The sequence below is a fragment of the Micromonospora sp. NPDC049559 genome, from assembly GCF_040676675.1.
Lineage (GTDB): Bacteria > Actinomycetota > Actinomycetes > Mycobacteriales > Micromonosporaceae > JBFAPK01.
Map to the genome: position 1 here is coordinate 39,578 of NZ_JBFAPK010000049.1, position 26,747 is coordinate 66,324.

The following is a 26,747-nucleotide window of genomic DNA, read 5'->3' on the forward strand; positions in this document are numbered from 1 at the left end:
TTGACGACCACAACTCCTTCATCGGCGAGCCGGGGCCGGCGTTGGCGGCGAGCCGGGGCGGGCGTTGGCGTGGGTGTGAGCTGGGGTGATATCGGATTCGATATCGCGAGGTGCCGATCTTGGTGTTGGCCCGGGGGCGGCCTCCGTTGCTTCGATGAGCGGGTTCGTCACCAACGGGAGGACAAGCACCATGTGTGAGAGCTGTGCAGCACCCGGGCAGCCCGGCGCCCAGCAGGGGCTCAACCGGCGCGGACTGCTCCGTGCCGCGGCGGTCGGCGGCGTCGCCGCCACTGGCATCGCCGGGATCGCACCCGCCGCCTCGGCGGCCGTGCCCGCGGCGCGGGCCGCGGCGACGGTACGCCCCGCCGGGCGGGCCGGTGTGTCGATGCGCTGGCTCGGCGTCGCCGGCTGGGAGCTGAACATCGACGGTCGGATCCTGTACTTCGACCCGTACGTGAGCCGGTTCGACTACACGGCCGAGGGCGGCGCGCTGCGGCCGGACCCGACGGTGGTCACCACGCTGCTCGCCACCGGCCGGCTCGCCGGCCCACCGGAACTCATCATGGTCAGCCACGGCCACTGGGACCACCTGAGCGACGTACCGCAACTGCTCGGCCGACCGGGCTGGGGCGACGCGGTGATCCGCACGATGGGTGGCGAGACGCAGCGGAACCTGCTCACGGCGATGGGCGTGTCCGAGCAGCGGCTGGCGAACTTCATCACCGTCAGCGGCGGCGAGGACCTCACGTTCGGCCCGTACCAGGTCCAGGTCGTCCGGAGCCTGCACAGCCAGTCCAAGGGGTACGGCTACGGCTACCCGGGGCTGCGGGTCGCCCCGCCGCCCCCGCCGACCAAGGTCTCCGAGCTGGTCGAGGGGGGCACGCTCGCGTACCAGGTGACGGTGCCGGACCGCATCAAGATCCTCATGTTCGGCGGTACCAACTTCGTCGAGCGCGAGCTGGCCGGGCTCCGCCCGGACGTGGTGGCGATCTCGATGACCGACTTCAGCTCGGTCAACCGGTACCTGGAGCGCCTGCTCACCGTCCTCGGCGGCCCCCGGTACGTGATCCCGGTGCACAACGACGACATGATCACCGGGTACGACTCACCGAAGCTGCCCGACACGGTCAACCGGGCCCCGGTGGAGCAGCTCAGGGCGACCATCTCGGCGCTGCGGCTGAGCACGCAGGTGATCGAGCCCCGTCACCTGGAGCCGATCAACTTCTAGCCGACCGCCGCGGCCGGGGTGCGCCACCGCACCCCGGCCGCGGCGGCGACCTGCGTGAACCCTTGAAAAGATCGAATGGAAGGCTCGTGACCATGGCCCCGAAGAAGGCAGATCTGTCGACCACCCGCCGGCTCGGGCTGCTGCTCGGCGCGGCGGCGCTGCTCGGCGGCTGCGACGGTGTCGAGCCGCTGCCCAAGCCGGTGCCGCCGACGACGACGGCCACGGCGACCTGCCCCGCGTCCGGTGTCACCGTCACCGCCGGCGAGGTCGACGGCGCCGGCGGCCTACGGGCGCTCGGCATCCAGCTCACCAACTGCGGCGGCGCCACCTACCGGGTGCAGGGCTTTCCGTCGGTACGCGTCCTGGACGCCGACCGGAAGCCCCTCCCGGTCACCGTCGGAAACGGCTCCTCTCCCGTCAGCGCGCCCGACGGCTGGGACACCCCGCCGGTGCCGCTGACGCTGGCGGCCGGGGAGAGCGCCAGGGCGCGGGTGCTGTGGCGCAACACCGTGACGGACTCGACCGCTCCCGCCGCCGAGGGCAGCTACCTGGAGGTCACGCCCGCCGCGGGAGAGCCCGCCCAGCTCGTTGCCGTACGCGGTGGGATCGACCTCGGCAACACCGGCCGGCTCGCGGTCAACGCCTGGTCCCTGCGGAGCTAGACCTTCCGGACGTCGAGCTTCTTGGCCAGCTCGACGAGCTTCTCGGCGAACGCGTCCGCGTCGTCCGGGTTCTGGTCGGCCGGGAACGTGTACCGCATGATGACCAGCCGCCCGTCGTTGCTGAGCCAGCCGACCTCGACCGCCGGCCCGGCGCCCCGGGCCGGCGCGGAGGTCTGCCGGTACGCGGCCTTGCCCAGCCCGCTCACCGCCTTGGCGCCCTGCGGCACCATGTCGGTCTTGAAGCCCTGGGCGTCCGACGAGCTACGGGTGACCGAGAGGGCCAGTTCGGGCTGGGTCGTCTCCTGCGAGCGCAGCACGCAGGTGTGCGTCTGCCGCACCTGGCTCGCCGCGGAGACGTCGAACCGCGCGCCGGTGGCCTGCTCGACCACCGCGAAGTCCAGCGCCGCGCAGGCGCCGCCGGCCGACGCGGCGGGCAGTTCCACCGCCTCCGGCGGGCCGAGGACGGGCCGGTCCGCCGCCGGGTCCTGTGCACAACCGGCGAGCACCAGCAGGCTCGCGCCGATGAGACAGAGCCGCGCTCGCACAGCCACCTCCCGCTAGCCCCGGCCGGCTCGGCCGAGGAGTCCGTCGGACACCGTACGGGGTCGGGGCGTCCGCCGGTAGGCCGGTCCCCCGGGTTCGGGCGGGCTCCGCCGGCAAAACTCCCGCCGCCGTCCGGTCGACCCGGATTCGGCCTGATCACGGGGGTGGGTCAGTGTGGAAGTCCCGCCACGATGTGCCGGGCGATCTCCAGCGAGCTGGTCGCGGCCGGGGACGGCGCGTTGAGCACGTGCACCTGGCGCTCGCCGCGCACCACCAGGAAATCGTCCACGAGGGATCCGTCCGGGGCGACCGCCTGGGCCCGTACGCCCGAGTGGGTGGGGGCGATGTCGTCGCCGGTCAGCTCGGGCACGAGCCGGGCCAGGCTGACCGCGAACCGGCGGCGCGACAGCGAGCGGCGTACCTCGGTCACGCCGTGCCGCAGGTGCCGGCGGGCCAGCCGCCACAGGCCCGGATAGCCGGCGAGTTCGGCCAGGTCACGCGGGTCGATACTGGCCCACGAGTACCCCTCCCGGGCCAGCGCCAGCACCGCGTTCGGGCCGGCGTGGACGGTACCGTCGATCATCCGGGTCAGGTGCACCCCGAGGAACGGCAGCCGCGGGTCGGGTACCGGGTAGATCAGCCCGCGGACCAGGTCCCGGCGCCCCGGGCGCAGCTCGTAGTACTCGCCCCGGAACGGCACGATCCGCGCGGGCGGGATCACGCCGGCGAGCCGGGCCACCCGGTCGGCGTGCAGCCCGGCACAGTTGACCAGCACGTCGGCGACGACCTCGCCCGGCCCGCTCACACCGCCGCCCGGCCCGCTCACACCGCCGCCCGGCCCGCTCACACCGCCGCCCGGCCCGCTCACACCGCCGCCCGGCCCGCTCACACCGCCGGGACCGGAGCTACCGGCCTCCGCCGGGCGGACGCCGTCCCCGGGCGCGCCAGCACCCGGCGGGTACCCCTCCGTGTGGACGATCTGCTCGCCGCCGCGTACCTCGATCCCCGTGACCCGCGTGCCGAGCCGTACCGACGCGCCGGCGTCACGCGCCAACCGGGCCAACGCCGCGCAGACGGCGGTGAAGTCCACGATGCCCGTGCTCGCCACGTGCAGGGCCGCGAGGCAGCGCGCCGCCGGCTCGTACTCGCGCGCCTCTGCGGCGCCGACGAGCCGGGCCGGCAGGCCGTTCGCCACCGCCCGTTCGTACAGCGCCCGCAGCCGGGGCAGTTCCGGCTCGTCGATGGCGACGATGAGCTTGCCGCAGACCCGTACCGGCACGCCGTTCTCCCGGCAGAAGTCCACCATGGAGCGGTTGCCGGCGCGGCAGAGTCGGGCCTTGAGGCTCCCCGGCCGGTAGTAGACCCCGGCGTGGATGACGCCCGAGTTGTGCCCGGTCTGGTGGGCCGCCAGTCGCGGCTCCTTCTCCAGCACCGTCACCTCGGCGTCCGGCCGGTCCAGCGTGATCCGGTACGCGGTGGCGAGCCCGACGATGCCACCGCCGATCACGACGTACCGCGTCATGGCCGCAGACGCTACCCGCCGGACGCGGCTCCGTCGGCCGGCGCGCCCGGCGCGGCGGCATCCGACGGGCCGAAGTCGCTCGACGGGCCGAAGTCGCTCGACGCGTCACCGTCGCCGTGCGGATCCGTGTCGACGTACGGGCAGTGCCGGCAGCCACGACCGCAGCAGGTGCCGCGCCGGGCCAGGAAGCCGGCGGTCAGCACGAACAGGCCCGTACGCGGATCCGGGTAGCCGGCGTCCCCGGCGGCGAGGGCGGCGGAGTGGGCGGCGAGGATCCGCTCGCGGTCCGGGTCGTCGGGCGGCAGCCGGGAGGGGTGTGGCTGGTCCAGCGGGCGGGGCGCCAGCGGCAGCCGCCGTCCCCGCTCACCGTCCACGCGGCCGACCCTACGCCACCCGGCCCGCGCCCCGACGGGCCAGCGCGCCGCGCGGTGGGATCGGCCGGCGCGACCCGAGCGGCCCGGCTTAGCCGTCGGGGTGAGCGTTCAGTCCGATTCGCGGAGCCGGTAGCCCTCCGCTTCCGCCGGCCGCACCCCGCGCACGACGGCAGCCAGGAGCGCCAGGCCGACGCCGATGGCCAGGCTGTGCTCGGCCACCGCCAGCATCGGGTACTCGGCGGTGACGAAACCGCCCGGTCCGAGGATCACCATGGGCAGCTTCCAGCCGCTCCACGCGAACAGGGCGCCCGAGGCCCCGAAGGCCAGCACCAGCGGTACCCACCGCCGGATCCGGGCCGGTCGGCCACGGATCAGCGCCGCCACGCTCACCGCACCGAGCAGCGCCCACAGCCCCGCGCTCGTGTTCAGCAGCCGCCCGTTGAGATCCCAAGCAGCGCGACGGGCCGGATCGAGCCCCAGCGTCCCGCCCAGGCCCCAGTAGCACCAGAGCGCGCCGAGTCCGACGGCCCCGACCACGGCCACCACGGCCACCGCCGTGACCAGCGGCGACGTGACCAGCGGTGACGCGGCGGCGGGCGCCTCGGCGAGCCGGCCGAGGAAGGCCCCCGGCCAACGCTCGCGGAAGTAGACCGGCAGACCCACGGCAAGCCCCAGTGCCATGCCCGCGAAGCCGATGGAGATCAGGGCGCTCTCCCACCCCGGGGCCGCGTCCGCGCCGTCGTCCCCGCCGCCCGTACCGACGCCGAGCGCCGCGAGGGCGGTCTGGAGCGCGAGGTACGGGAGCATCGGCACCAGGAAACCGGCGCCGACCCAGGAGAAGAGGACCACGGGTACGGCGGGCAGCCGGCGTCCCCACGGCTGGGCCAGCGCCAGACCCAGCGCGATCCCCGTCCCCGCCATCACGAGGGTGACGCCGTTCAGCAGCAGCCATCCCGTCGTGCCGAAGCCCTCCGGGGCCGGCCGGAACAGGGCCACGATCACCCAGACGAGCTTGACGACCACGTAGCACGACATGCTCAGCGCCGCGCCGTACCCCGCCCACCGGCGCAGCCGGCGCCAACCCGTTCCCACGCCCGGCGCCGACGCGACCGCGTCCGACCCCCGTCTCCCCCGACCCGCTGTCCCCCGCGCGATCCGATCCATGTCGGCGAGTGTGCGGGAGACCGTCGGAGAGGTCCTGTCCCGTCACAGCCCGCGCACAGGAGCGGGCCGGCGCCGCGACCGTGACGGTCGCGACGCCGGCCCGCGTCACCCCTCGGCTTCGGCGATCAGACGCCGCCGTACGTGCTCAGCTGCAACCCGAGGTCGAGCCGCAGCCCTCGCAGACGTAGCAGCTGCCCGCCGGGCGCATCTTCGTGCCGCAGGTGAAGCAGAGCGGGGCGTCGGCCGCCTTGCCCAGCACCGCCTCCAGCAGCTCGGTGGAGGAGCCGACCTGGACGGTCACCGGCTTGGCCGCGGCCCGGTCCGGGCCGGCGGACGTACCGGTCGCGGCCGGCGCGTCCGAACCGCCGGTCGCCTCGCTCTCCGACCGGCTCTCCACCGGCGCGGAGGAGGCCATCGCGGTCAGGTCCACGCCGCTCTCCGCCTCCGCCTCGGCCCGCAGCTGGGCGGCCCGCTCCTTGGCGGTGAAGATGCCCAGCTCGGCGCGGCGCTCGTACGGCAGGAAGTCCAGTGCCAGCCGGCGGAAGATGTAGTCCATCACCGAGGCCGCCATGCGCACGTCCGGGTCGTCGGTCATGCCCGCCGGCTCGAAGCGCATGTTGGTGAACTTGCTGACGTACGTCTCCAGCGGCACGCCGTACTGCAGGCCGATCGAGATGGCGACCGAGAAGGCGTCCATCACGCCGGCCAGCGTCGAGCCCTGCTTCGACATCTTCAGGAAGACCTCGCCGAGCCCGTCGTCCGGGTACGACGACGCGGTGAGGTAGCCTTCCGCCCCGCCGACCGAGAACGAGACGGTCTCCGACGGCCGCTTCTTCGGCAGCCGCTTGCGCACCGGACGGTACTCGACGACCTTCTCGACCGCCTTCTCCGCCTCGACCGCGGCCGGCTCGGCGGCCTTGCCCGTCTTCGCGGCCGAGAGCGGCTGCCCGACCTTGCAGTTGTCGCGGTAGATCGCCAGGGCCTTGAGGCCGAGCCGCCAGCCCTCGAAGTAGATCTCCTCGACGTCCTCGACGGTTGCCGACTCCGGCATGTTCACCGTCTTGGAGATGCCGCCCGAGATGAACGGCTGCACCGCCGCCATCATCCGGACGTGCCCCATCGGGGCGATCGAGCGCTCGCCCATGGCGCAGTCGAAGACCGCGTAGTGCTCGGGCTTGAGGCCGGGCGCGTCGACCACGTGGCCGTGCTCGGAGATGTGCTCGACGATCGCCTCGACCTGCTCCTCGGGGTAGCCGAGGCTGCGCAGCGCGCGCGGCACGGTCTGGTTGACGATCTGCATCGAGCCGCCGCCGACCAGCTTCTTGAACTTGACCAGCGCGAGGTCGGGCTCGACCCCGGTGGTGTCGCAGTCCATCATCAGGCCGATGGTGCCGGTCGGCGCGAGGACCGAGGCCTGGGCGTTGCGCCAGCCGGACTTCTCACCGATCTTGTTGCCGAGCTGCCACTGCCGGGTCGCCTCGCGGACGATCTCGGTGGCGACCGCGCCGGACGGGCGGATCTCGTCGTTGGCGGCGGCGTGCTTGCGCATCACCCGCTTGTGCGGTTCGGCGTTGCGGGCGTAGCCCTCGAACGCCCCGACGACACCGGCCAGCTCGGCCGAGCGGCGGTACGCCGTGCCGGTCATCAGCGAGGTGATCGCGGCGGCGACGGACCGGCCCTGCTCCGAGTCGTACGGCAGGCCGGAGGCCATCAGCAGCGCGCCGAGGTTGGCGTACCCGATGCCGAGCTGCCGGTAGGCCCGGGTGGTCTCGCCGATCTTCTCGGTCGGGAAGTCGGCGAAGCAGATCGAGATGTCCATCGCCGTGATGACGAACTCCACCGAGCGGACGAACTTCTCGACCTCGAAGCCGCCGTCGGCGCGGAGGAACTTCATCAGGTTCAGCGACGCCAGGTTGCACGAGGAGTTGTCCAGGTGCAGGTACTCCGAGCACGGGTTGGACGCGGTGATCCGGCCGGTCTCGGGGCTGGTGTGCCAGTCGTTGATCGTGTCGTCGTACTGCAGGCCCGGGTCGGCGCACTCCCAGGCGGCCTGGGCGATGGTACGGAAGAGCTTCTTGGCGTCGATCGTCTCGATCACCGCGCCGTCGAGCCGGCCGCGCAGGTCGAAGGTGCCGCCGTTCTCGACCGCGCGCATGAACTCGTCGGAGACGCGGACCGAGTTGTTGGCGTTCTGGTACTGCACGCTGACGATGTCGGCGCCGCCGAGGTCCATGTCGAAGCCGGCGTCCCGCAGCGCGCGGATCTTGTGCTCCTCGCGCGCCTTGGTGATCACGAACTCCTCGATGTCCGGGTGGTCCACGTCGAGGATGACCATCTTGGCGGCCCGGCGGGTGGCGCCACCGGACTTGATCGTCCCGGCGCTGGCGTCGGCGCCGCGCATGAAGCTGACCGGCCCGGAGGCGGTACCGCCGCTGGAGAGCAGCTCCTTCGAGGAGCGGATCCGGGAGAGGTTCACGCCGGAGCCGGAACCGCCCTTGAAAATCAGACCCTCTTCCTTGTACCAGTCGAGGATCGAGTCCATCGAGTCGTCGACGGAGAGGATGAAGCACGCGCTCACCTGCTGCGGCGAGGCCGTGCCGACGTTGAACCAGACCGGCGAGTTGAAGCTGAACACCTGGTGCAGCAGCATCCAGGTCAGCTCGTGCTCGAAGATCTCGGCGTCGGCCGGGGTGGCGAAGTAACCGTGCTCCTCGCCGGCGCGCCGGTACGTGCCGACCACCCGGTCGATCAGCTGCTTGAGCGACCACTCGCGCTCCGGAGTACCGACCGCGCCCCGGAAGTACTTGGTGGTGACGATGTTCGCCGCGTTGACGCTCCACGACTCCGGGAACTCCACGCCGCGCTGCTCGAAGTTGACCGAGCCGTCCCGCCAGTTCGTCATCACGACGTCCCGGCGTTCCCACGTCACCTCGTCGTACGGGTGGACGCCCTCCCTCGTCCAGACCCGCTCCACCTTGAGCCCCGTGGTGGTCCGGGTCCGTGCCTTGCTTCCTGTCACGCTCTCCCCCGCCATCTCATCCGCCCCCTCACCGGCACACGGCAGCCCGCCGCGGCCCATCTCCGTGCTGAAAAAGAAGAACTAGCTGGTACGTTCGCCGGCCGGCTGGGCGGGCGCGGTGGGCGCGGCCTGGGCCTGCGCCTTCGCGGCCGCCGCGGCGCGCAGCGACTCGATCTCCCGTTCGAAGTCCGCCAAGGAGTCGAACGAGCGGTAGACGCTGGCGAAACGGAGGTACGCCACCTCGTCCAGCTCCCGCAGCGGGCCGAGGATCGCCAGGCCCACGTCGTGACTCGGGATCTCGGCCGCGCCCTTGGCGCGCACCGTCTCCTCCACCCGCTGGGCGAGGAGCGCGATGGAGTCCTCGTCGACCGGGCGCCCCTGGCACGCCTTCCGAACCCCGCCGATGATCTTCGTACGGCTGAACGGCTCGGTCACGCCGCTGCGCTTGACGACGGCGAGCACCGCCTCCTCGACGGTGGTGAACCGCTTGCCGCACTCGGGACACGAGCGCCGCCGCCGGATCAGCTGACCGTCGTCCGCCTCGCGCGAGTCGACGACCCGGGAATCGGGGTGGCGGCAGTACGGGCACCGCATCGCCGTCCTCCTCTCCTTCGACCGGGTCCGACCCACGTGCTCCCGGGCACGCCACAGGCCCGGCGCAGTCACCGCTGGGTGACCGCCGCCGGTACGGGCGGTACGGGAACCGTTGGTAGTTGACCCCAACCTGTGGCCAACTTACACCCTTGTCACTACTAGATGTTGGGGTCGACCGTATTCCGCCCGACAGCCTAGGTCAAGCTGAACGGGCCTGTCGCGGTGGGTGTGTCATCCAACCAACACCACCGGGTGACCCGTGGTTACCGGCCGCCGCGAGGCGGGTCCGAACGGTGACCGGAACGCCGGCCCGAACGCCGACCGGGGCGCCGGTCGAGACACCCGGGGCACACCGCGCACTCCTCCCCACCAGTCCCCACCAGCACGCTCGTACGCCTGTTCGAGTGCTGCGGCGTACGATGGTTTATCAGAACTGGCGTACGGATGTCGAGTTCAAGGGCGCGACACGCCGAGATCACGTCGTACAGATGTTTGAAAATGTCCTAACCCGCCTATACGGTCGTGAACAACCGAGGTGGGCCCGAGACGCCAGGGCCGGACATCGGGAACAGACGCATCGTGTGTGTGCCCCACCGCACCAGTGCCGACCAGGCACCCTACGCCGACCAGGAGGACGGACGTGTCGACCGACGACCGGACGAGCCGGCAGCAGCCCGCGCAGGAGAGCGACGCCACGGCGGGCCGCCGTCGCGGGGCGGCCCGGACTCGCAGCGCGGAGCCGGCCCTGCGCGCCGTCACCTCGGTGGTGAGCACGTTTCCGGACCTGGTGACCGCCGAGCTGACCGCCCGGCAGCGCCGCATCCTGGAGTTCATCCGCGACTGGGTGGAGCGCTACGGCTACCCGCCGAGCGTGCGCGAGATCGGCGAGGCCGTCGGGCTGGTCTCCCCGTCGAGCGTGGCGTACCAGCTCAAGGAGCTGGAGCGGAAGGGCTACCTGCGGCGCGACCCGAACCGGCCGCGCGCGGTGGACGTACGCCCCCCGAGCGACCTGGTCGACGACGAGTCCACCCGGGCCCAGCGCCCCGCCCCGGCCTACGTACCGCTGCTGGGCCGGATCGCCGCGGGCGGTCCGATCCTCGCCGAACAGGCGGTCGAGGACGTCTTCCCGCTCCCCCGCGAGCTGGTCGGGGAGGGCGAGGTCTTCATGCTCCAGGTCAAGGGCGACTCGATGCTGGAGGCGGCGATCTGTGACGGTGACTGGGTGGTCGTCCGGCAGCAGCCGACCGCCAACTCGGGCGAGATCGTCGCGGCCATGCTCGACGGCGAGGCGACGGTGAAGACCTACCGCCGCCGCGACGGGCACGTCTGGCTGATGCCGCAGAATCCGGCGTTCGACCCGATCCCGGGCGACGACGCGACCATCATGGGCCGCGTCGTGGCCGTCCTGCGCCGCATCTGACGCCCGCTCCGTCCGCTCCCCGGTGCGCGGGGAGCGGACGTCCGAGGATCGGCTGTGAACACCCGGGAGGCGGACCGTGGGCGGGCAGACCGCCCCGGTCTCAGACGCCCCCGGTCTCAGACGCCCCCGGTCTCGGCGCGCCGGTCCGGAACCCGGCCTCAGCGTGCCGCCGCCGGCGTGCCCGGTGAGGCCGTCAGCGGTAGCCGCCGTCGTCCTGGTAGCCACCGCCCGGGTAGCCCTGCGCCGGTCCGTACCCGCCGCGCTCCTGGTCCCGGTCGGGGCGGCGCCGGCCACCACCGCGCTGGTCCGGTCCGTAGCCGCCGCCCGGCTGCTCCGGCCCGCCGCGGTACCCGCCGCCGCCGTGGCCGCCCTGGCGCCCGCCCGGTGGGCCGCCGTAGCCGCCGCCATCGCCCGCCGGACCCGCCGGCCGGCCGCCGCCGTAGACGCCACCACCGGGACCACCCGGCCCGCCCCGTCCGCCGGGGCCGCCCTGGCCACCCTGCCCGCCGGGAGCACCCGGCCCACCGGGGCCACCGGCCCGGCCGCCGCCGTAGACGCCGCCACCACCGCCGGAGCCGCCCTGCCGGCCGCCGCCACCGGGGCCGCCGCCGTAGACGCCACCGCCGGGCCCGCCCGGCCCACCCGGAGCGCCCTGCCCACCGGGGCCACCGGCCCGGCCGCCGCCGCCGTACACGCCGCCACCGCCCGCGGGGCCGCCGCCATAGACGCCGCCGCCCGTGGGGCCGCCGCCGTACACGCCGCCGCCGTTCGGGCCGCCGTAGACACCGCCCTGGCGGGACCCGCGCCCGGGCTGCTGGGGATAGTCGCCCCGGCCGCCGCCGTCGCCGTACCCGTCGTAGCCGTCCGGGCCCACCGAGGCGAGCATCGGCTCCTCGTCACGCCCGGGCTTCGACCCGCGCCGACCGCCAGGTTCCCCACCATCCTCGGCGGCCCGCTTCCGGGCTCGCACGATGCCGAAGATGCCGAACCCGACCAGCAGCGCGCCGCAGAACCCCACCACGGCGGTGATCAGGTAGATCCTGTTCTCAAGGGACAACTTGTCGCTCCACGATCTGGCGTCGCTGGTCTTCGCGGCGGGCTCGGCCACCTCCGGGGTGGCCGCCACCGTCGGGGTGTAACTCAAAATCGACACCTCGGCGGAGTCACCTAGGCTACCCGCGTCCGAGACGGTCAGGAATCTACTACCGTCCCCGCTGTAGGCGATCGCCTCTCCGAACGGATCGGCCAGCGGCGTCGCGCGGGGCGTACCGGTGGTCAATGCCCGAACGAGATCTCCGTCCGGAACGTCCCATTCGAAGGCGTCGGCGTACGTACGCAGCACCACCCGCTTCCCGTCCGGCGACCGCGCCGCGCCCGTGACCGCCACCCGACCGGCCGCCGAGAGCGGGTTCTCCGTCCTCGACGCCGGTAACGTCACCTCGCCGACCCGCTTCATCGGCACCGGATCGGCGTTGTTGGTACGAAGCGCCCCGCCGGGTACGAACACCTCGGCCTTGCCGAGCGTCTTCGTCACGATCACCGGCGTGCCGTCGTCGGCGAGCAACAGGGCCTCGGCGTCGCGGGGCACCCGGTCCGGGTAGCTCAACCGGTGCAGGACCGGCCGCTGGGAGCCGTCGAGCGGCATGCTCCAGAGCGCCACCTTCGTCCGGTGCCGGGAGCTGGTGATGTTGTCGCCGGTGTCGGCGATCCAGAGCGTTCTGCCGTCGGCCGAGACCGCCAGGTCCTCGGTGTCGTACGGCCCGTCGCCGCTGTACGGCACCGCCTTGCGTACGGCGCACCGGCCGTCGAGGAAGAAGACCTGCTTCCGGCTCTCGATCTCGGTGCCGTCGTTGACGACGACGTAGCCGGAGCCGGTCGCCACCAGCCCGGAGAGTTCCCGCAGCCGACCGTCGGAGATCCGGCAGACCCGCTGCGGCGCCGACGCCGGCCCCGGGGCGCTCGCCGAGGGGGCCGGCGCCGCCAGGACGGCCGTGCCCGGTCCGGACGCGGCGGGCCCCGTGAGCGCGGCCCGGGCTTCCACGGCGGGCCCCGCGAGCGCGGCCCGGGCCTCCACGGCGGGCCCCGCGAGCGCGGGCGCCATCGCGGCGGCACCCGGCACGAGCCCCGCACCCACCAGCCCGGACAGCACCGCGGCCGTGGTAAGCGCAGGCCACATCCGCTCAGTGTCGCACGCGACCGGCGCCCCCGACGGTTACCGCGAAAACAAACGGAACGACCGGTCAGCCGAGCCGGACGGCCGGCCGATCTTCCTCGATCCGGTACGGCGCGAGTTCGGCGGCGAGCGCCTCGTCGACCCGTACGTGCAGGACCGTCCCCTCGCCGGTGTGGCTGGTGCTCAGCACCTCGCCCCGCCGGTGCACCCGGGCGACCAGGTCACCCCGGTCGTACGGCAGCACCGCCCGCACCTCGACGGCCGGCCTCGGCAGCCGCTGCTCGATCCGGGCGGACAGGTCGTCGATGCCGCGACCGGCCCGGGCCGAGACGAAGACCGCGTCGGGCCAGGTCCGCTTCAGCCGCAGCAGCGTCTCCTCGTCGGCCGCGTCGGTCTTGTTGATCACCAGCAGCTCCGGCAGCCGGTCGGCGCCGACCTCGGCCAGCACCTCGCGGACCGCGCGCACCTGCTCCTCCGGGTCGGCGTGCGACCCGTCGACCACGTGCACGACCAGGTCGGCGTCGGCGACCTCCTCCAGGGTCGAGCGGAACGCCTCGACGATCTGGTGCGGCAGGTGCCGGACGAAGCCGACCGTGTCGGAGAGGGTGTAGACCCGCCCGTCGGAGGTCTGCGTCCGCCGGGTGGTCGGGTCGAGGGTCGCGAAGAGCGCGTCCTCGACCAGCACGCCCGCCCCGGTCAGCCGGTTGAGCAGGCTGGACTTGCCGGCGTTGGTGTAGCCGGCGATCGCCACGGCCGGGATCGCGTTACGGCTGCGACGGGAGCGCTTGGTCTGCCGTACGGTGCGCATGCCCTTGATCTCCCGGCGCAGCCGGGCGATCCGGGTGCGGATCCGGCGCCGGTCGGTTTCGAGCTTGGTCTCACCGGGACCGCGCAGACCCACGCCACCGCCGGCACCGCCGACGCGGGCGCTACCGCCGGTCTGGCGGGACAGGCTCTCGCCCCAACCGCGCAGGCGCGGCAGCAGGTACTCCAGCTGCGCCAGCTCGACCTGCGCCTTGCCCTCCTTGCTCTTGGCGTGCTGGGCGAAGATGTCCAGGATCAGGGCGGTGCGGTCGACCACCTTGACCTTGGTCCGCTGCTCCAGGTTGCGCAGCTGGGACGGGGAGAGTTCCCCGTCGCAGATCACCGTGTCGGCGCCGGAGGCGAGGACGATGGAGCCGAGATCGTCGACCTTCCCGCGACCGATGTAGGTGGCCGGGTCCGGCCGGCTACGCCGCTGGATGAGCCCTTCGAGCACCTGCGATCCCGCCGTCTCGGCGAGCGCGGCCAGCTCGGTGAGCGAATTCTCCGCGTCCGTCACGGTTCCCTCGGTCCAGACCCCGACCAGGACGACCCGTTCGAGCCGGAGCTGCCGGTACTCGACCTCCGTGACGTCCGTCAGTTCGGTGGAGAGTCCCGCCACCCGCCGTAGCGCCTGCCGATCCTCCAGCTCGAGCTCACCGGTGGTGGCATCGAGGTCCTCGTCCGCCCAGCGAACGAAGCTCTCCTGATCTCGCAAACCGGTCTCCTGTCCGTTTGGTCCTCGACGACCAATCGTGACACGTCCCGACGTCAGAGTGCATCCGCTATATACCCCCCGTACGGCGATCGAGCCCTCCGGGACCGGCGGAACCGGCCCGGGACCCTACCGTGCCCGCCGGAACCCGCCCCGGACAACCCGCCCCCGGACAGCCAGGGCCGGACACGGCCTAGATTGGGACGCGGTGCGAGGCGCCTGATCGCGGCGGGTAAGAATGCCAGACGGCGACCGCCCCACCAACGACGGAGGGAACACCGTGGCGACCACCCGCCTGCCGAGTGCTGGATTCTCGATCACGATTCGTATCGGCATCACCGCCGACGCGTCCGCAATCGGCCGGCTCACCACCTGCGTCGGGGAAGCCGGCGCCATCGTCACCGCGCTGGACGTGGTCGACTCCGACCCGACCACGGTGATCGTCGACCTCACCTGCGACACGGCCGACGCCGGCCACGCCGACCAGGTCGTACAGGCGCTCTCCGCGCTCGACGGGGTCGACGTGCGCAAGGTCTCGGACCGTACGTTCCTGCTCCACCTCGGCGGCAAGATCGAGGTGGCGCCGAAGGTGGCGCTGCGCAACCGCGACGAGCTGTCCCGGGCGTACACCCCGGGCGTGGCCCGGGTCTGCCTGGCCATCGCGGAGAACCCGGCCGACGCCCGCCGGCTCACCATCAAGCGCAACACCGTCGCCGTGGTCACCGACGGCTCGGCGGTGCTCGGGCTCGGCAACCTCGGCCCGGCCGCGGCGCTGCCCGTGATGGAGGGCAAGGCGGCGCTCTTCAAGCGCTTCGGCGGGGTGGACGCCTGGCCGGTCGTGCTCGACACCCAGGACCCGGACGAGATCGTGTCGATCGTGCGGGCCATCGCGCCCGCGTACGGCGGGATCAACCTGGAGGACATCGCGGCGCCGCGCTGCTTCGAGATCGAGGCCCGGCTGCGCGAGCTGCTCGACATCCCGGTCTTCCACGACGACCAGCACGGCACCGCGATCGTCGTGCTCGCGGCGCTGACCAACGCGCTGCGCGTCGTCGGCAAGAACCTCGCCGACGTACGGGTGGTGGTCTCCGGCGCCGGCGCCGCCGGTACGGCGATCATGAAGCTGCTGCTGCGCCAGGGCGTCGGCGACATCATCGCGTACGACCGGCAGGGCGTCCTGCACCGCGGGCTGACCGATCTCAACCCGGCCTGGCAGTGGCTGGCCGAGAACACCAACCGCGACAACTACACCGGCGACCTGCGCGGGGCGGTCCGCGACGCGGACGTCTTCATCGGCGTCAGCGCGCCGAACCTGCTCACCGGGGAGGACATCGCCACGATGGCCAAGGACGCCATCGTCTTCGCGCTGGCCAACCCCGACCCGGAGGTGGACCCGCGGGAGGCCCGCCGGTACGCGGCGGTGGTCGCCACGGGCCGCTCCGACCAGCCGAACCAGATCAACAACGTGCTCGCCTTCCCGGGCGTGTTCCGGGGCATGCTCGACGCGCACGCCGAGGAGTTCACCGAGGAGATGGCGATCGCGGCGGCGCGGGCGATCGCGGACGTGGTGGGCGAAGACAAGATCAACCCGACGGTGATCGTTCCCAGCGTCTTCGACGCGCGGGTCGCGCCGGCGGTGGCCGCCGCGGTACGCGCCGCGGCCCAGACGCCGGCGCCGCCGCCCGCGAAGGACCCGGGCCCGGCGGACCTGCCCGAGATCGCCGCCACGGCCGCCGCCGCGGCCAACCCGCTCGCCAACTGACCCGTCCGTCCTCGTCGATCAAGGAGTTGTGGTCGCCCCGAAAGGGGCAAAAAGCGGCGTAACGCCCACCACGACTCCTTGATCGGCGGGAGGTGGGGATGTGGTCTCAGGCGGGCAGCGGGAGGTCGACGGTGCCCCGGGCGACCAGCACGGCCGGTCCGGCCAGCCAGCAGCTCTCCCCGTCCAGGGTGATGGTCAGCCGCCCGCCCGGCACGTCGACCGCGACCACCCCGGCGGCCAGCCCGGCGTCCCGCAGCGCCACCGCGGCCACCGCCACCGTGCCGGAGCCGCAGGAGAGCGTCTCGGCCGAGCCGCGCTCGTACACCCGCATCAGCACGTGCAGGTCGGCGCCGTCGACCGGCTCCCCCGCCGTGGTGAACTCGACGTTCACCCCGGTCGGGAAGACCTCCGGGTCGAACCCGGGCGCGCGGTGCAGGTCCAGGCCGCCCAGCGCGATCCCGGCCGGCAGCGGGCAGACCAGGTGCGGATTTCCGCAGTTCACCGCCGTACCGGGCAGGGTCAGCGGGCCGAGCGTGGCCGCGGAGGCCCCGGTGATCCGCGGCTTGCCCAGGTCGACCGCGAACTCGCCCTCGGCGACCACGGCCCGCCCCGAGACGGCGGGACCCGACAGCACCCGGACGACCCCGGAGCGGGTCGCGACCGGCAGGGCCTCCTCGACCGGCTCGGCCAGCCCGGAGTCGAGCAGGTACCGGCTGAAGACCCGCACCCCGTTGCCGCACATCTCCGCGAACGAGCCGTCGGCGTTCCAGTAGTCCATGAACCACTCGGCCCGCTCCGCGTAGCCGACCGCCTCGGGGTGCTTGGCCGCGCGTACCACCCGCAGGACGCCGTCGGCGCCGATCCCGCGCCGCCGGTCGCAGAGCGCGGCGACCTCCTCGGGGGTCAGCGCCAGCGCCCCGTCCGGGTCGGGCAGGATCACGAAGTCGTTGCCGGTGCCGTGGCCCTTGATGAACTCCACGGTTCCCATCATCGCCGAACCGCCCCGAGCAGTCCCAGCGCACCCTCGACCAGCTCCGTCCCGCCGGCGTCGAGCCAGGTGATCCGGGGGTCCCGGCGGAACCAGGAGCGCTGCCGGCGGACGAACCGCCGGGTGGCGCGTACCGTCTCGGCGCGCGCCTCCTCCTGCGACATCGTTCCGTCGAGGAACGCCAGCACCTGCTGGTAGCCGAGCGCCCGGCGGGCGGTACGCCCCTGCCGCAGTCCCCGCTCCGCCAGCTCCCGGACCTCCTCGACCAGCCCGGCCGCCCACATCCGGTCCACCCGTACGGCGATCCGCTCGTCCAGCACCGTCGTCGCCAGGTCGACGCCGAGCTGCACCGAGTCGTAGTACGGCCGTGGCTCGGGCAGCGAGGCGGCGAAGGGCGCCCCGGTCAGCTCGACCACCTCCAGGGCGCGCACGATGCGCCGGCCGTTGCCCGGCAGGATCTTGGTGGCGGCGACCGGGTCGGCGGCGCGCAGTCGCGCGTAGAGCGGGGCCGGCCCCACCTCGGCCAGCTCCGCCTCCAGCCGGGCCCGCAGCGCCGGGTCGGTACCGGGGAACTCGAACTCCTCCAGCACCGCCCGCACGTACAGGCCGGAGCCGCCGACCAGCAGCGGTACCCGCCCCCGGGCGAGGATGTCGTCGACCGCCGCCCGGGCCAGCCGCTGGTACTCGGCCACGCTCGCCGGCTCGGTGACCTCCCAGATGTCGAGCAGGTGGTGCGGTACGCCCTCCCGCTCGGCCGAGGTCAGCTTCGCCGTACCGATGTCCAGGCCCCGGTAGAGCTGCATCGAGTCGGCGTTGACCACCTCCCCGCCCAGCGCGTGCGCCAGCGCGATGCTGAGGGCGGACTTGCCCGCCGCGGTCGGCCCGACCACGGCGACCACCCGGCCGGCACCGGCGGGCCCGCTCACGGCCGGGCCTCTCGGTCCAGGAGATCCCAGTTCGCCACGAAGTACGCCACCCCGTAGGGCGCCGCGTAGTAGGAGAGGTCGCCGCGCCACCGGCCGCCGGCCGCCCGTACCGCCCCGGCGAGCAGCTGCCAGGGCGCCCGCCCGGCCACCCCGAGCCGCGCCGATTCCTCCGGGTCGAGGTCCAGCAGCGCCTGGGCGTCGGCGCCGCGCAGGGCGGCGGCCACGGCGTCGTCGTACGGCTCGGCGCCGGGATCGTGGTAGCCGGGGGACTTCTCCCCGCGGCAGATCGACCCGTCCCCCAGCACCAGCAGCGCCCACGGCTGGCCGCTCCCGGCACGGGCTCCCCGGGTCGCGCACTCGGCGGGCGCGGTCTCCCAGCCGACCGTCTCCATCCGGTAGGTGACCGGCCCGGCCGGCCGGAACGCCCGCCGCAGCAGCCACGCGCCGACGAGCAGGCTCAGCGGCAACTCCTCGTCGCCGGCCACCCGCCCGGTCGGACCGGAGTCATGCGCCGGCCCGGCCGGCCCGGTCGGACCGGAGTGGAGCGCCGGGTCGGTCGGGCCGAGGTGGACGTCCACCGGTACGCCCCAGGGCGCGAAGGATCCGCGGAAGGGAAAGGAGTAACGCCGGTCACTCTCGTCTCCGCCGACCACCATCAGGGTGCGGGCGCCGGACGCGGCCAGCCGGCCCAGCGCCGCGTCGCAGGCGGCCCGCAGCGGGGCCAGTTCGGCGGCGGCACCAGCGGCGATCTCCGGGACGATCATGGGCGGATGTGGACAAACTGCGGCGGCGACCAGAGGCACGTCACCACGGTAGCGGGCGCCCCGGACGGGCCCGGGGACGGTGACGAAGGGCGGCAGGACACCGTATGGTCACGGTCGACGACAGGCACTCGACGCGGACCGGGTGGGACCTGTGACAATGCCGGGAGAAACTTCGCTGTAACTGAAATGGACTGCGCCGTGGCGGCGCTCACCGGTACGACTTCACCGGGTGGCGCCGGGAGAACGAGGATGGGCACATGAGCGACTGGACTGCCTTCGGTCGGGTGGACGCGGACGGAACCGTGTACGTCAAGACGGCCGAGGGTGAGCGCGTGGTCGGTTCCTGGCAGGCCGGGGCGCCAGAGGAGGGATTGGCCCACTTCGCCCGCCGCTTCGCGGACCTGGTCACCGAGGTCGATCTGACCGAGGCGCGACTCAACTCGGGGGCGGCCGACGCGTCACACTCGCTGGCCACCATCCGCCGCCTGCGGAGCACGCTGGCCGAGGCGCACGTGGTCGGCGACATCGACGGACTGACCGCCCGGCTGGAGCGGCTGACCACACTCGCCGAGGAGAAGGCCGGCGAGGCGCGGGCGGCCCGCGAGGCGGCCCGTACCGAGGCGCTGGCCCGCAAGACGGCCCTGGTGGAGGAGGCCGAGAAGCTGGCGGCCGAGTCGACCGGCTGGAAGACCGCGGGCGATCGGCTCAAGGAGATCCTGGATGAGTGGAAGACCATCCGGGGCGTCGACAAGAAGACCGACGGCGAGCTGTGGAAGCGGTTCGCGGCGGCCCGCGACGGCTTCACCCGGCGGCGCGGCGCCCATTTCGCCACCCTGGACGCCCAGCGCAAGCAGGCGCAGGCCGCCAAGGAGGAGCTGGTCGCCGAGGCCGAGTCGCTGGCGGAGTCGACGGAGTGGGCGGCCACCGCTAACCGGCTCAAGGACCTGATGAACCAGTGGAAGGCGGCCCCCCGCGCCTCGAAGGAGGCGGAGCAGCGGCTGTGGGAGAGGTTCCGTGCCGCCCAGGACGCGTTCTTCACCCGGCGCAGCGAGGTCTTCTCGGCCCGCGACTCGGAGCTGCGCGGCAACCTGGAGCGCAAGCAGGCGCTGCTCGCGGAGGCGGAGGCGCTGGACGTCGACGGCGATCCGCGCAGCGCCCAGAACAAGCTGCGGGAGATCCAGGGGCAGTGGCACGAGGCCGGCCGGGTTCCCCGCGAGGCCGCGGCCGGGCTCGACCGCCGGCTGCGCGCGGTGGAGGAGCGGGTACGCGAGGCGATGGACTCGGCCTGGCGGCGTACCGAGCCGTCGGCGAACCCGCTGCTGGCGCAGATGCGCGACCAGGTGGCCGAGGCCGAGCAGCGGCTCGCCCGGGCCCAGGCCGCCGGCGACGCCAAGCGGATCCGCGAGGCCGAGCAGGCGCTGGCCTCCAAGCGCCAGTTCCTCCAGCTCGCCGAGCAGGCCAGCTGAGCTAGCGAGAACAGGGGCCCGGCCCACCGCTCGGCGGTGGACCGGGCCCCTGTTTCGCGTGGCGCCTTTCGCGTGGCGCCTTTCGCGTGGTGGCGTCCGCCTGGTGTCGCCGCTGCCGGCCGCGTGGCGACGGCCGGCCGGAGCGCCGGGTCAGTCGACCGCGCAGGCCGAGACGGCGGACGCGGGCGGCGCCGCGGGCACGCCCACGCCGGGAAGTCCCAGCATCACCCCGGCGGTACGCGGGCTGCGGCCGGCCTCGGCGGCGTCCCCGGCCCGGGTTCGGCGGTGCGCCACCGGCGCCCCGTCGGCGTTGAGGTGGTGCGGCGCGGCGTACGTGACCGTGGTGTGGACGATGTCGCCGGGGCGGATCTGCCCGGCCAGCTCGCCGGTGGCGAAGTGGACCAGGCGGCCGTCGCGCGCCCGCCCGGACATCCGGCCGGTCCGCTCGTCCTTGCGTCCCTCGCCGACGGCGACCAGCACCTCGACCGTCTCCCCCACCAGCCGGCGGTTCTCCGCCCAGGTGATCTCCTCGACCGCGGCGATCAGCCGGTCGTACCGCTCCTGCACGACCTCCTTGGGCAGCTGGTCGGGCATGGTGGCGGCCGGCGTACCGGGGCGCTTGGAGTACTGGAACGTGAAGGCCGAGGAGAAGCGTGCCTCGCGCACCACGTCGAGCGTGCGCTGGAAGTCGGCCTCGGTCTCGCCCGGGAACCCGACGATGATGTCGGTGGTGATCGCCGCGTCCGGCATCGCCGCCCGTACCTTCTCGATGATGCCGAGGTACCGGTCGGACCGGTACGACCGGCGCATCGCCCGCAGCACGTCGTCGGAGCCGGACTGCAACGGCATGTGCAGCGAGTGGCAGACGTTCGGGGTCTCGGCCATCGCCGCGATCACGTCGTCGGTGAAGTCCTTCGGGTGCGGGCTGGTGAAGCGGACCCGCTCCAGCCCCTCGATCTCACCGGTGGCGCGCAGCAGCTTGCCGAACGCGAGCCGGTCACCGAACTCGACGCCGTACGAGTTCACGTTCTGCCCGAGCAGGGTCACCTCCAGCACGCCCTCGGCCACCAGGGCGCGCACCTCGGCGAGGATGTCGCCGGGGCGGCGGTCCTTCTCCTTGCCGCGCAGCGCGGGGACGATGCAGAACGTGCAGGTGTTGTTGCAGCCCACCGAGATCGAGACCCAGCCGGCGTAGGTCGACTCGCGCCGGGTCGGCAGGGTCGAGGGGAAGACCTCCAGGGATTCGAGGATCTCCACCTCGGCGGCGGCGTTGTGCCGGGCCCGCTCCAGCAGCACCGGCAGCGCGCCGATGTTGTGCGTACCGAAGACCACGTCGACCCAGGGCGCCCGCTTGACGATCTCGCCCCGGTCCTTCTGTGCCAGGCAGCCGCCGACCGCGATCTGCATGCCGGGGTGTTTGTCCTTCACCGGGCGCAGATGGCCGAGGTTGCCGTAGAGGCGGTTGTCGGCGTTCTCCCGTACGGCGCACGTGTTGAAGACCACGACGTCCGGATTCTCGGCGTCGGTGGCACGCTGGTAGCCGGCCTGTTCCAGCAGGCCGGAGATGCGCTCGGAGTCGTGCACGTTCATCTGGCAGCCGTAGGTTCGCACCTGGTAGGTGCGCGGGCTGCCCGGGGCTGCGGTAGTCATGACAGTTGACAGCGTATCCGCCGGCCGGTCGTCGACCGGGACCGGAGCGGACCAGCCAGGAGGAGAGAGCCCATGTGCCGGAGCATCCGGACCCTGCGGGAGCCGTACGCCGAGGAGGTCACCCCGGCGGACATCGAGGCGGCGGCGCTTCAGTACGTACGCAAGATCTCGGGTTTCCGGGCGCCCGCCGCGCACAACGCCGAGGCGTTCCACGCGGCGGTGGCGGCGGTGGCCGACGCGACCCGGACCCTGCTCGACCAGCTCGTGGTCCGCGGCGGGCCGGCCCCCGCGGCCCGGCCGGCCCCGGACGGCCGGTAGTCGTCCCCGGCGGCCCGGCGGTCGGTCGGGCCGGGCCCGGTCCGGCGATCGTCACCGGCCCGGTCCTGGCGACCGGGCCGGTGTCCGCTCCCCGAGCTACGCGGCGGCGAGCGCGGGCACCACGGAGTCCGGTGCCCAGCGCGACTGGTGGCACTGTGACCAGCCGCGGCAGCCCGGGCTGGTCACCGTGCAGAGCCGCTGGTTGCTGAGCAGCTCCCCGTCGTCGGTCTCGCGCACGTCCAGGTGTACCGGTCGGGTCGTGCCGTCCGGCCCGACCAGCAGGTGCCGTCCCGGGTCGAAGGTGTCGTCCGGCAGCAGGCAGTAGGCGCCGAGCCGGCGGGCGAACGCCGCGACCGCCGTCGTCTCGGCCAGCCCGGTCGGCGGGCCGTAGCAGTCGACCGAGAGCGGGTACCTCCCCGGCTGACGCCACACGTCACAGAGGAGCGCGGCGACGGGGAAACGGGCCGGGTCGGCCGCACCGAGCGGCATCACCGGCAAACCAAGGACATCGGCGAGCGCCGAATAGATCTCCACGGGAGCGACGCGGGCGTCGACTCTCCAACTCCACAGCTCGGTCACGCCGCCTCCTCACTCTGCTCACAGGGTGGGGCCTCCGGAACGGGGCTCACTGACGATAGTGACGGGCACACAGCGCGTAGCGCGGCACAGTTACCGGTCTGTGACCATTTCTGCCCAAAATCCACCGTGCGATACCACCGGTCGCGCTGGAGGTTACCGGCGCGCCCGCGCGCCGGACAGCGTCCACTCCGGCGCGAGTCGGCATCCCGACGGACGGACAGTGTCCACTCGGCCGGACAGCGTCCACTCCGCGACCGTCCGCGCCGGGGCGCCGGTGCCGGCGTCGGGCGCCGGATCACCCTCTGACGGACCGGACGCATTGCACCGGAGCGTCACCATGTTGGCAACCGGGCGTTAGGCGGCCGGACGCTCGATGGATCATCCCGCGGTGTTATCCCTCCGTGACCATCCGAGTTTCGTTCTGACATGCCGATCCGCCTAAAGTGGCCCCACCAGCGAGGTGACACCACCTCGACAACACGCGAAGGACGGTGGACGACGGTGACTGAGGGCGAGCCGCTCATCGTGCTCGAAGCGGTCAACAAGTGGTTCGGCCCGCTGCACGTACTCCATGACGTCGATCTGTCGGTGGCCCGTGGCGAGGTGGTCGTGGTGATCGGCCCGTCCGGCTCGGGGAAGTCGACACTGTGCCGCACCATCAACCGGCTGGAACCGATCAACTCCGGTTCGATCACGTTCGACGGCCAGCCGCTGCCGGCGGAGGGCCGCGGCCTGGCCCGGCTGCGCAGCGAGGTCGGGATGGTCTTCCAGTCGTTCAACCTCTTCGCGCATAAGACGATCCTGGAGAACGTCACGCTCGGGCCGATCAAGGTACGCAAGGAGAAGCCCGAGGCCGCCCGGCAGCGCGCGCTGGCGCTGCTCGACCGGGTGGGTATCGCCAGCCAGGCCGACAAGTACCCCGCGCAGCTCTCCGGCGGCCAGCAGCAACGCGCGGCGATCGCGCGGGCGCTGGCGATGCAGCCGAAGGCGATGCTCTTCGACGAGCCGACCAGCGCGCTCGACCCCGAGATGGTCGGCGAGGTGCTGGAGGTGATGACCTCGCTCGCCAAGGACGGGATGACGATGGTCGTCGTCACCCACGAGATGGGTTTCGCCCGGCACGCCGCCAACCGCGTCATCTTCATGGCCGACGGCCAGCTCGTCGAGGACGCTCCCCCGAACGAGTTCTTCACCAACCCACGCAGTGAGCGAGCCAAGGACTTCCTGTCGAAGATCCTGACGCACTAGGCGCCTGACTCACTAGGCGTCCGTTGTGGAGCGCGTCGTGTCCGGCGGGCTCCGTCGAAGAAGGAGAAGAGGAATGCGTATCAAGCGCGTAGCGGCGCTCGCCGCCGTGGCCGCCTTGTCGATCGGTATGGCGGCCTGCGGCGACAACGGCGACGGTGGCGGCGCCGGCGAGGCCAAGTCCTTCGCCGCCGGCAGCACGATGGAGAAGCTCAACAAGGCCCAGAAGATCCGGGTCGGTACGAAGTTCGACCAGCCCGGCTTCGGCCAGAAGGGCCTGTCGGGCAAGCCCGAGGGCTTCGACGTGGAGATCGCGAAGATCATCGCCAAGGACCTGGGCATCCCCGAGAGCAAGATCGAGTGGGTGGAGGCCCCGTCCAAGGTCCGCGAGGACGTGATCGAGCAGGACAAGGTCGACATGGTCGTGGCCACGTACACGATCAACGACAAGCGCAAGGAGCGGATCGCCTTCGCGGGCCCGTACTACGAGGCCGGCCAGAACATCATGGTCCGCAAGGACGACAGCTCCATCACCGGGCCGGACTCGTTCGCCGACGGCACCAAGAAGGTCTGCTCGGTGACCGGCTCCACCCCGGCCGAGGAAATCAAGAAGCACGTCAAGGACGTCGCCAGCCAGGTGGTCCTCTTCGACACGTACGACAAGTGCCGCGACGCGCTCAAGGGCAAGCAGGTCGACGCCGTCACCACCGACAACGTCATCCTGCTCGGCTACATCGCCAAGGACGAGGCGTCCTTCAAGATGGCCGGCGACAACTTCACCAAGGAGCCGTACGGCATCGGCGTGAAGAAGGACGACACCGCCTTCCGCAACTTCATCAACGACACGCTGGAGAAGAGCTTCTCCGACGGTAGCTGGAAGAAGGCCTGGGACGACACCGCCGGCAAGTTCGGCGCCACCCTCGGCGCCGCGCCGACGGTGAACCGGTACTGAGACGACCGCCAGATCTGGAGAGTGGGCAGGAAGGCCGACACGTGAGTGTGCTCATCGACAAGTTCGACGTGTTCGCGGGTGGCTTCCTGGTCACCCTCCAGATCTGCGTCCTCGCCGCGATCGGCGCCCTGGTCCTGGGCGCCGTCGTGGCGGTGCTGAGAATCTCCCCCGTACCGCCCCTGCGCGCGGTCGGCACCGCGTACGTGACGATCTTCCGTAACGTGCCGCTGACCGTGGTGATGTTCTTCGCGGCCTTCGGCCTGCCCGCGCTCGGCTCGAACGCGGACTTCCTGCGCATCCCCGGGCTCGACTCGATCTTCAAGCGGCTCGGCACGGACCTGCCGTACTTCCGGTTCGCGCTGATCGCGCTCGTGCTCTACACGGCCGCCTTCGTCTGCGAGGCGCTCCGCTCGGGTGTCAACGCGGTACCGCCCGGCCAGGCCGAGGCGGCCCGGTCGCTGGGCCTCACCTTCGGGCAGAACCTCCGCCACGTGGTACTGCCCCAGTCCTGGCAGGCCGCCACCGTGCCGCTCGGTTCGGTCATCATCGCGATGATCAAGAACTCGGCGCTGGTCGGCTTCTTCGGGGTGGTCGGCGACCTGTCGCAATCCGCCGACCAGCTCACCTCGGCCGAGGGCTACGCCTTCATCCCCGTCGCAATCGGCATCTCGATCGGATATCTGATCATGACCGTCCCCCTGGGTGCGCTCCTCGACCGGCTGGAGAAGCGACGGGCGGTGTCGCGATGAGCCAGCAGACGAGCGTCCTCTACGACGCGCCCGGCCCCCGGCAGCGCCGGATCACCTGGATCAGCAGCGTCGTCGCGGTCGTCGCGGTGCTGCTCGCCGCGTACTTCCTGGTCTACCGTCCGCTGGACGACAAGGGCCAGTTCTCCATGGAGCTGTGGGGCCCGCTCGTCGACCCCGGCAACGAGAACTTCAGCCAGGTCTGGGACCGCCTCGGCTACGGCCTGCGGCAGACCCTCGTCGCCGCCGTCCTGGCGATCCTCTCGTCGCTCGTGCTCGGTACGCTCCTGGCCGTCCTGCGCATCCAGCTCAAGAGCCTGGCCCGGCGCCGCTTCACCGGCCTGAGCACCCCCCTGTCGTACCTGCTGCGCGGGCTGAGCGCCCTGCTCACCGCGGTGACCCGGGTCTGCGTCGAGGTCTTCCGGGGCCTCCCCGTGGTGATCACGCTGTTCTTCGTGGCCCGCGGGCTGCCGGAGTTCGGCGTCTACCTCGACTCCCTCTGGTACCTGGTGCTCGGGCTCACCATCTACAACATGGTGGTGATCGCGGAGATCCTCCGCTCCGGCATGGAGGGCCTCCCGGGCGGCCAGGCCGAGGCCGCCGCCGCCATCGGCCTCACCTCGATGCAGACCACCCGGATGATCCTGCTGCCGCAGGCGTTCCGCATCATGCTGCCGGCGCTGATCAGCCAGATCGTCGTGATCCTCAAGGACACGTCGCTGGGCTTCATCATCTCGTACGAGGACACGCTCAACATCGCCAAGCAGGTCATCGGCGTGCTGGGCAACCCGATCCAGACGTACGTGGTGATCGGCGCGATCTTCATCCTGGTGAACTACTCGCTGTCGAAGCTGGCCCAGTACGTGCAGAACCGGCTGGCCCGTGGGCGTAAGACGGCCGGTACGCCGGCCCAGGCCCCGCCTCCGGCGGCGCTCTCCACCCAGACCGAGGGCGCGTCGGCCTAAGTCTTCGGTCTCCTGGTCCCGCTTGGGGTGGGGCCCACCGTGCCCGGCGCTGGCCACGGCCGCCGGCGCCCGTACCGTCGATCTCACCGCGCGGCCGTCCCGGGAGGCGGCGAACCGGCTGTACGAACGGCTCGGCTTCCAACCGCGCGACTCCCGGGGCTAACGGCTGGT

22 protein-coding genes and 1 pseudogene are annotated in these 26,747 nt (G+C 72.5%); 10 read left to right on the plus strand and 13 right to left on the minus strand.

Annotated elements, in window-relative coordinates; translation table 11 throughout:
- Positions 1-154: 154 nt before the first annotated feature.
- Entirely contained in the window at positions 155-1,228 is a 1,074-nt protein-coding gene (locus AB0J86_RS34705) for an MBL fold metallo-hydrolase (RefSeq protein ID WP_363861933.1), read from the plus strand.
- 92 nt (positions 1,229-1,320) lie between these two features.
- Positions 1,321-1,890, plus strand: a complete 570-nt coding sequence (locus tag AB0J86_RS34710) for a DUF4232 domain-containing protein (RefSeq protein ID WP_363861956.1) — start codon at positions 1,321-1,323, stop codon at positions 1,888-1,890.
- Here AB0J86_RS34710 and AB0J86_RS34715 read toward each other — a convergent pair.
- The 6 genes and pseudogenes from AB0J86_RS34715 to nrdR form a co-directional block, all read right to left on the minus strand.
- Complete coding sequence (locus AB0J86_RS34715) at positions 1,887-2,435, minus strand: hypothetical protein (RefSeq protein WP_363861934.1); 549 nt, start codon at positions 2,433-2,435, stop codon at positions 1,887-1,889. The genes AB0J86_RS34710 and AB0J86_RS34715 overlap by 4 nt on opposite strands.
- Before the next feature lie 167 nt (positions 2,436-2,602).
- The gene (gene lhgO / locus AB0J86_RS34720) at positions 2,603-3,955 is read right to left on the minus strand and encodes an L-2-hydroxyglutarate oxidase (RefSeq protein WP_363861935.1); all 1,353 of its coding nucleotides are present in this window, start codon (positions 3,953-3,955) and stop codon (positions 2,603-2,605) included.
- Positions 3,956-4,083: 128 nt separating this feature from the next.
- Positions 4,084-4,329, minus strand: a pseudogene (locus tag AB0J86_RS34725) (DUF5522 domain-containing protein); the annotation flags it as partial.
- Positions 4,330-4,437: 108 nt separating this feature from the next.
- Positions 4,438-5,421, minus strand: coding sequence for a hypothetical protein (locus tag AB0J86_RS34730; RefSeq protein ID WP_363861936.1), 984 nt, complete (start codon positions 5,419-5,421; stop codon positions 4,438-4,440).
- A 217-nt stretch (positions 5,422-5,638) separates the two neighbouring features.
- Entirely contained in the window at positions 5,639-8,527 is a 2,889-nt protein-coding gene (locus AB0J86_RS34735) for a vitamin B12-dependent ribonucleotide reductase (RefSeq protein WP_363861937.1), read from the minus strand.
- A 66-nt stretch (positions 8,528-8,593) separates the two neighbouring features.
- Positions 8,594-9,106: a transcriptional regulator NrdR gene (gene nrdR / locus AB0J86_RS34740; RefSeq protein ID WP_363861938.1), complete on the minus strand. Its 513-nt coding sequence runs from the start codon at positions 9,104-9,106 to the stop codon at positions 8,594-8,596.
- A 640-nt stretch (positions 9,107-9,746) separates the two neighbouring features.
- On the opposite strand from nrdR, the gene lexA reads away from it, so the two are divergent.
- Positions 9,747-10,526, plus strand: coding sequence for a transcriptional repressor LexA (lexA, locus tag AB0J86_RS34745; protein WP_363861939.1), 780 nt, complete (start codon positions 9,747-9,749; stop codon positions 10,524-10,526).
- 193 nt (positions 10,527-10,719) lie between these two features.
- Here the strand turns inward: lexA and AB0J86_RS34750 are convergent, their stop codons facing one another.
- Both AB0J86_RS34750 and hflX read right to left on the minus strand, forming a co-directional pair.
- Positions 10,720-12,702, minus strand: a complete 1,983-nt coding sequence (locus AB0J86_RS34750) for a hypothetical protein (protein ID WP_363861940.1) — start codon at positions 12,700-12,702, stop codon at positions 10,720-10,722.
- 64 nt (positions 12,703-12,766) lie between these two features.
- Positions 12,767-14,218, minus strand: coding sequence for a GTPase HflX (gene hflX / locus AB0J86_RS34755; RefSeq protein WP_363861941.1), 1,452 nt, complete (start codon positions 14,216-14,218; stop codon positions 12,767-12,769).
- A 235-nt stretch (positions 14,219-14,453) separates the two neighbouring features.
- Between hflX and AB0J86_RS34760 the strand changes: the two genes are divergently transcribed.
- The gene (locus tag AB0J86_RS34760) at positions 14,454-15,977 is read left to right on the plus strand and encodes an NAD-dependent malic enzyme (RefSeq protein ID WP_363861942.1); all 1,524 of its coding nucleotides are present in this window, start codon (positions 14,454-14,456) and stop codon (positions 15,975-15,977) included.
- Between the two features lie 106 nt (positions 15,978-16,083).
- On the opposite strand, the gene dapF is transcribed toward AB0J86_RS34760, so the two are convergent.
- From dapF to AB0J86_RS34775, 3 genes are read right to left on the minus strand one after another with little or no spacing between them, the layout of a single operon-like run.
- Complete coding sequence (gene dapF, locus AB0J86_RS34765; RefSeq protein ID WP_363861957.1) at positions 16,084-16,956, minus strand: diaminopimelate epimerase; 873 nt, start codon at positions 16,954-16,956, stop codon at positions 16,084-16,086.
- Between the two features lie 8 nt (positions 16,957-16,964).
- Positions 16,965-17,891: a tRNA (adenosine(37)-N6)-dimethylallyltransferase MiaA gene (gene miaA / locus AB0J86_RS34770; RefSeq protein WP_363861943.1), complete on the minus strand. Its 927-nt coding sequence runs from the start codon at positions 17,889-17,891 to the stop codon at positions 16,965-16,967.
- On the minus strand, positions 17,888-18,655 hold the full coding sequence (locus tag AB0J86_RS34775; RefSeq protein ID WP_363861944.1) for a class III extradiol dioxygenase subunit B-like domain-containing protein: 768 nt from the start codon (positions 18,653-18,655) through the stop codon (positions 17,888-17,890). Before AB0J86_RS34775 ends, miaA begins: the two co-directional genes overlap by 4 nt.
- Before the next feature lie 257 nt (positions 18,656-18,912).
- On the opposite strand from AB0J86_RS34775, the gene AB0J86_RS34780 reads away from it, so the two are divergent.
- Positions 18,913-20,121 (plus strand): DUF349 domain-containing protein, encoded by a 1,209-nt coding sequence (locus AB0J86_RS34780; protein ID WP_363861945.1) that lies wholly within the window; start codon positions 18,913-18,915, stop codon positions 20,119-20,121.
- A 150-nt stretch (positions 20,122-20,271) separates the two neighbouring features.
- Here AB0J86_RS34780 and miaB read toward each other — a convergent pair whose 3' ends face one another.
- The gene (miaB, locus tag AB0J86_RS34785; RefSeq protein WP_363861946.1) at positions 20,272-21,771 is read right to left on the minus strand and encodes a tRNA (N6-isopentenyl adenosine(37)-C2)-methylthiotransferase MiaB; all 1,500 of its coding nucleotides are present in this window, start codon (positions 21,769-21,771) and stop codon (positions 20,272-20,274) included.
- A gap of 72 nt (positions 21,772-21,843) precedes the next feature.
- On the opposite strand from miaB, the gene AB0J86_RS34790 reads away from it, so the two are divergent.
- Positions 21,844-22,089 carry a DUF2277 family protein gene (locus AB0J86_RS34790; RefSeq protein WP_363861947.1) on the plus strand — a complete coding sequence of 82 codons (246 nt, stop codon included), beginning with the start codon at positions 21,844-21,846 and terminating at the stop codon, positions 22,087-22,089.
- A 96-nt stretch (positions 22,090-22,185) separates the two neighbouring features.
- Here AB0J86_RS34790 and AB0J86_RS34795 read toward each other — a convergent pair whose 3' ends face one another.
- Entirely contained in the window at positions 22,186-22,668 is a 483-nt protein-coding gene (locus AB0J86_RS34795; protein ID WP_363861948.1) for a hypothetical protein, read from the minus strand.
- Between the two features lie 501 nt (positions 22,669-23,169).
- On the opposite strand from AB0J86_RS34795, the gene AB0J86_RS34800 reads away from it, so the two are divergent.
- The 4 genes from AB0J86_RS34800 (at position 23,170) to AB0J86_RS34815 (ending at position 26,576) form a co-directional block, all read left to right on the plus strand.
- Positions 23,170-23,916 (plus strand): amino acid ABC transporter ATP-binding protein, encoded by a 747-nt coding sequence (locus AB0J86_RS34800; RefSeq protein ID WP_363861949.1) that lies wholly within the window; start codon positions 23,170-23,172, stop codon positions 23,914-23,916.
- A gap of 73 nt (positions 23,917-23,989) precedes the next feature.
- Positions 23,990-24,865 (plus strand): glutamate ABC transporter substrate-binding protein, encoded by an 876-nt coding sequence (locus AB0J86_RS34805; RefSeq protein WP_363861950.1) that lies wholly within the window; start codon positions 23,990-23,992, stop codon positions 24,863-24,865.
- A 41-nt stretch (positions 24,866-24,906) separates the two neighbouring features.
- Positions 24,907-25,614: an amino acid ABC transporter permease gene (locus AB0J86_RS34810; RefSeq protein ID WP_363861951.1), complete on the plus strand. Its 708-nt coding sequence runs from the start codon at positions 24,907-24,909 to the stop codon at positions 25,612-25,614.
- Complete coding sequence (locus AB0J86_RS34815; RefSeq protein ID WP_363861952.1) at positions 25,611-26,576, plus strand: amino acid ABC transporter permease; 966 nt, start codon at positions 25,611-25,613, stop codon at positions 26,574-26,576. The genes AB0J86_RS34810 and AB0J86_RS34815 overlap by 4 nt, the downstream gene beginning before the upstream one ends.
- The last annotated feature ends 171 nt before the right edge of the window (positions 26,577-26,747 follow it).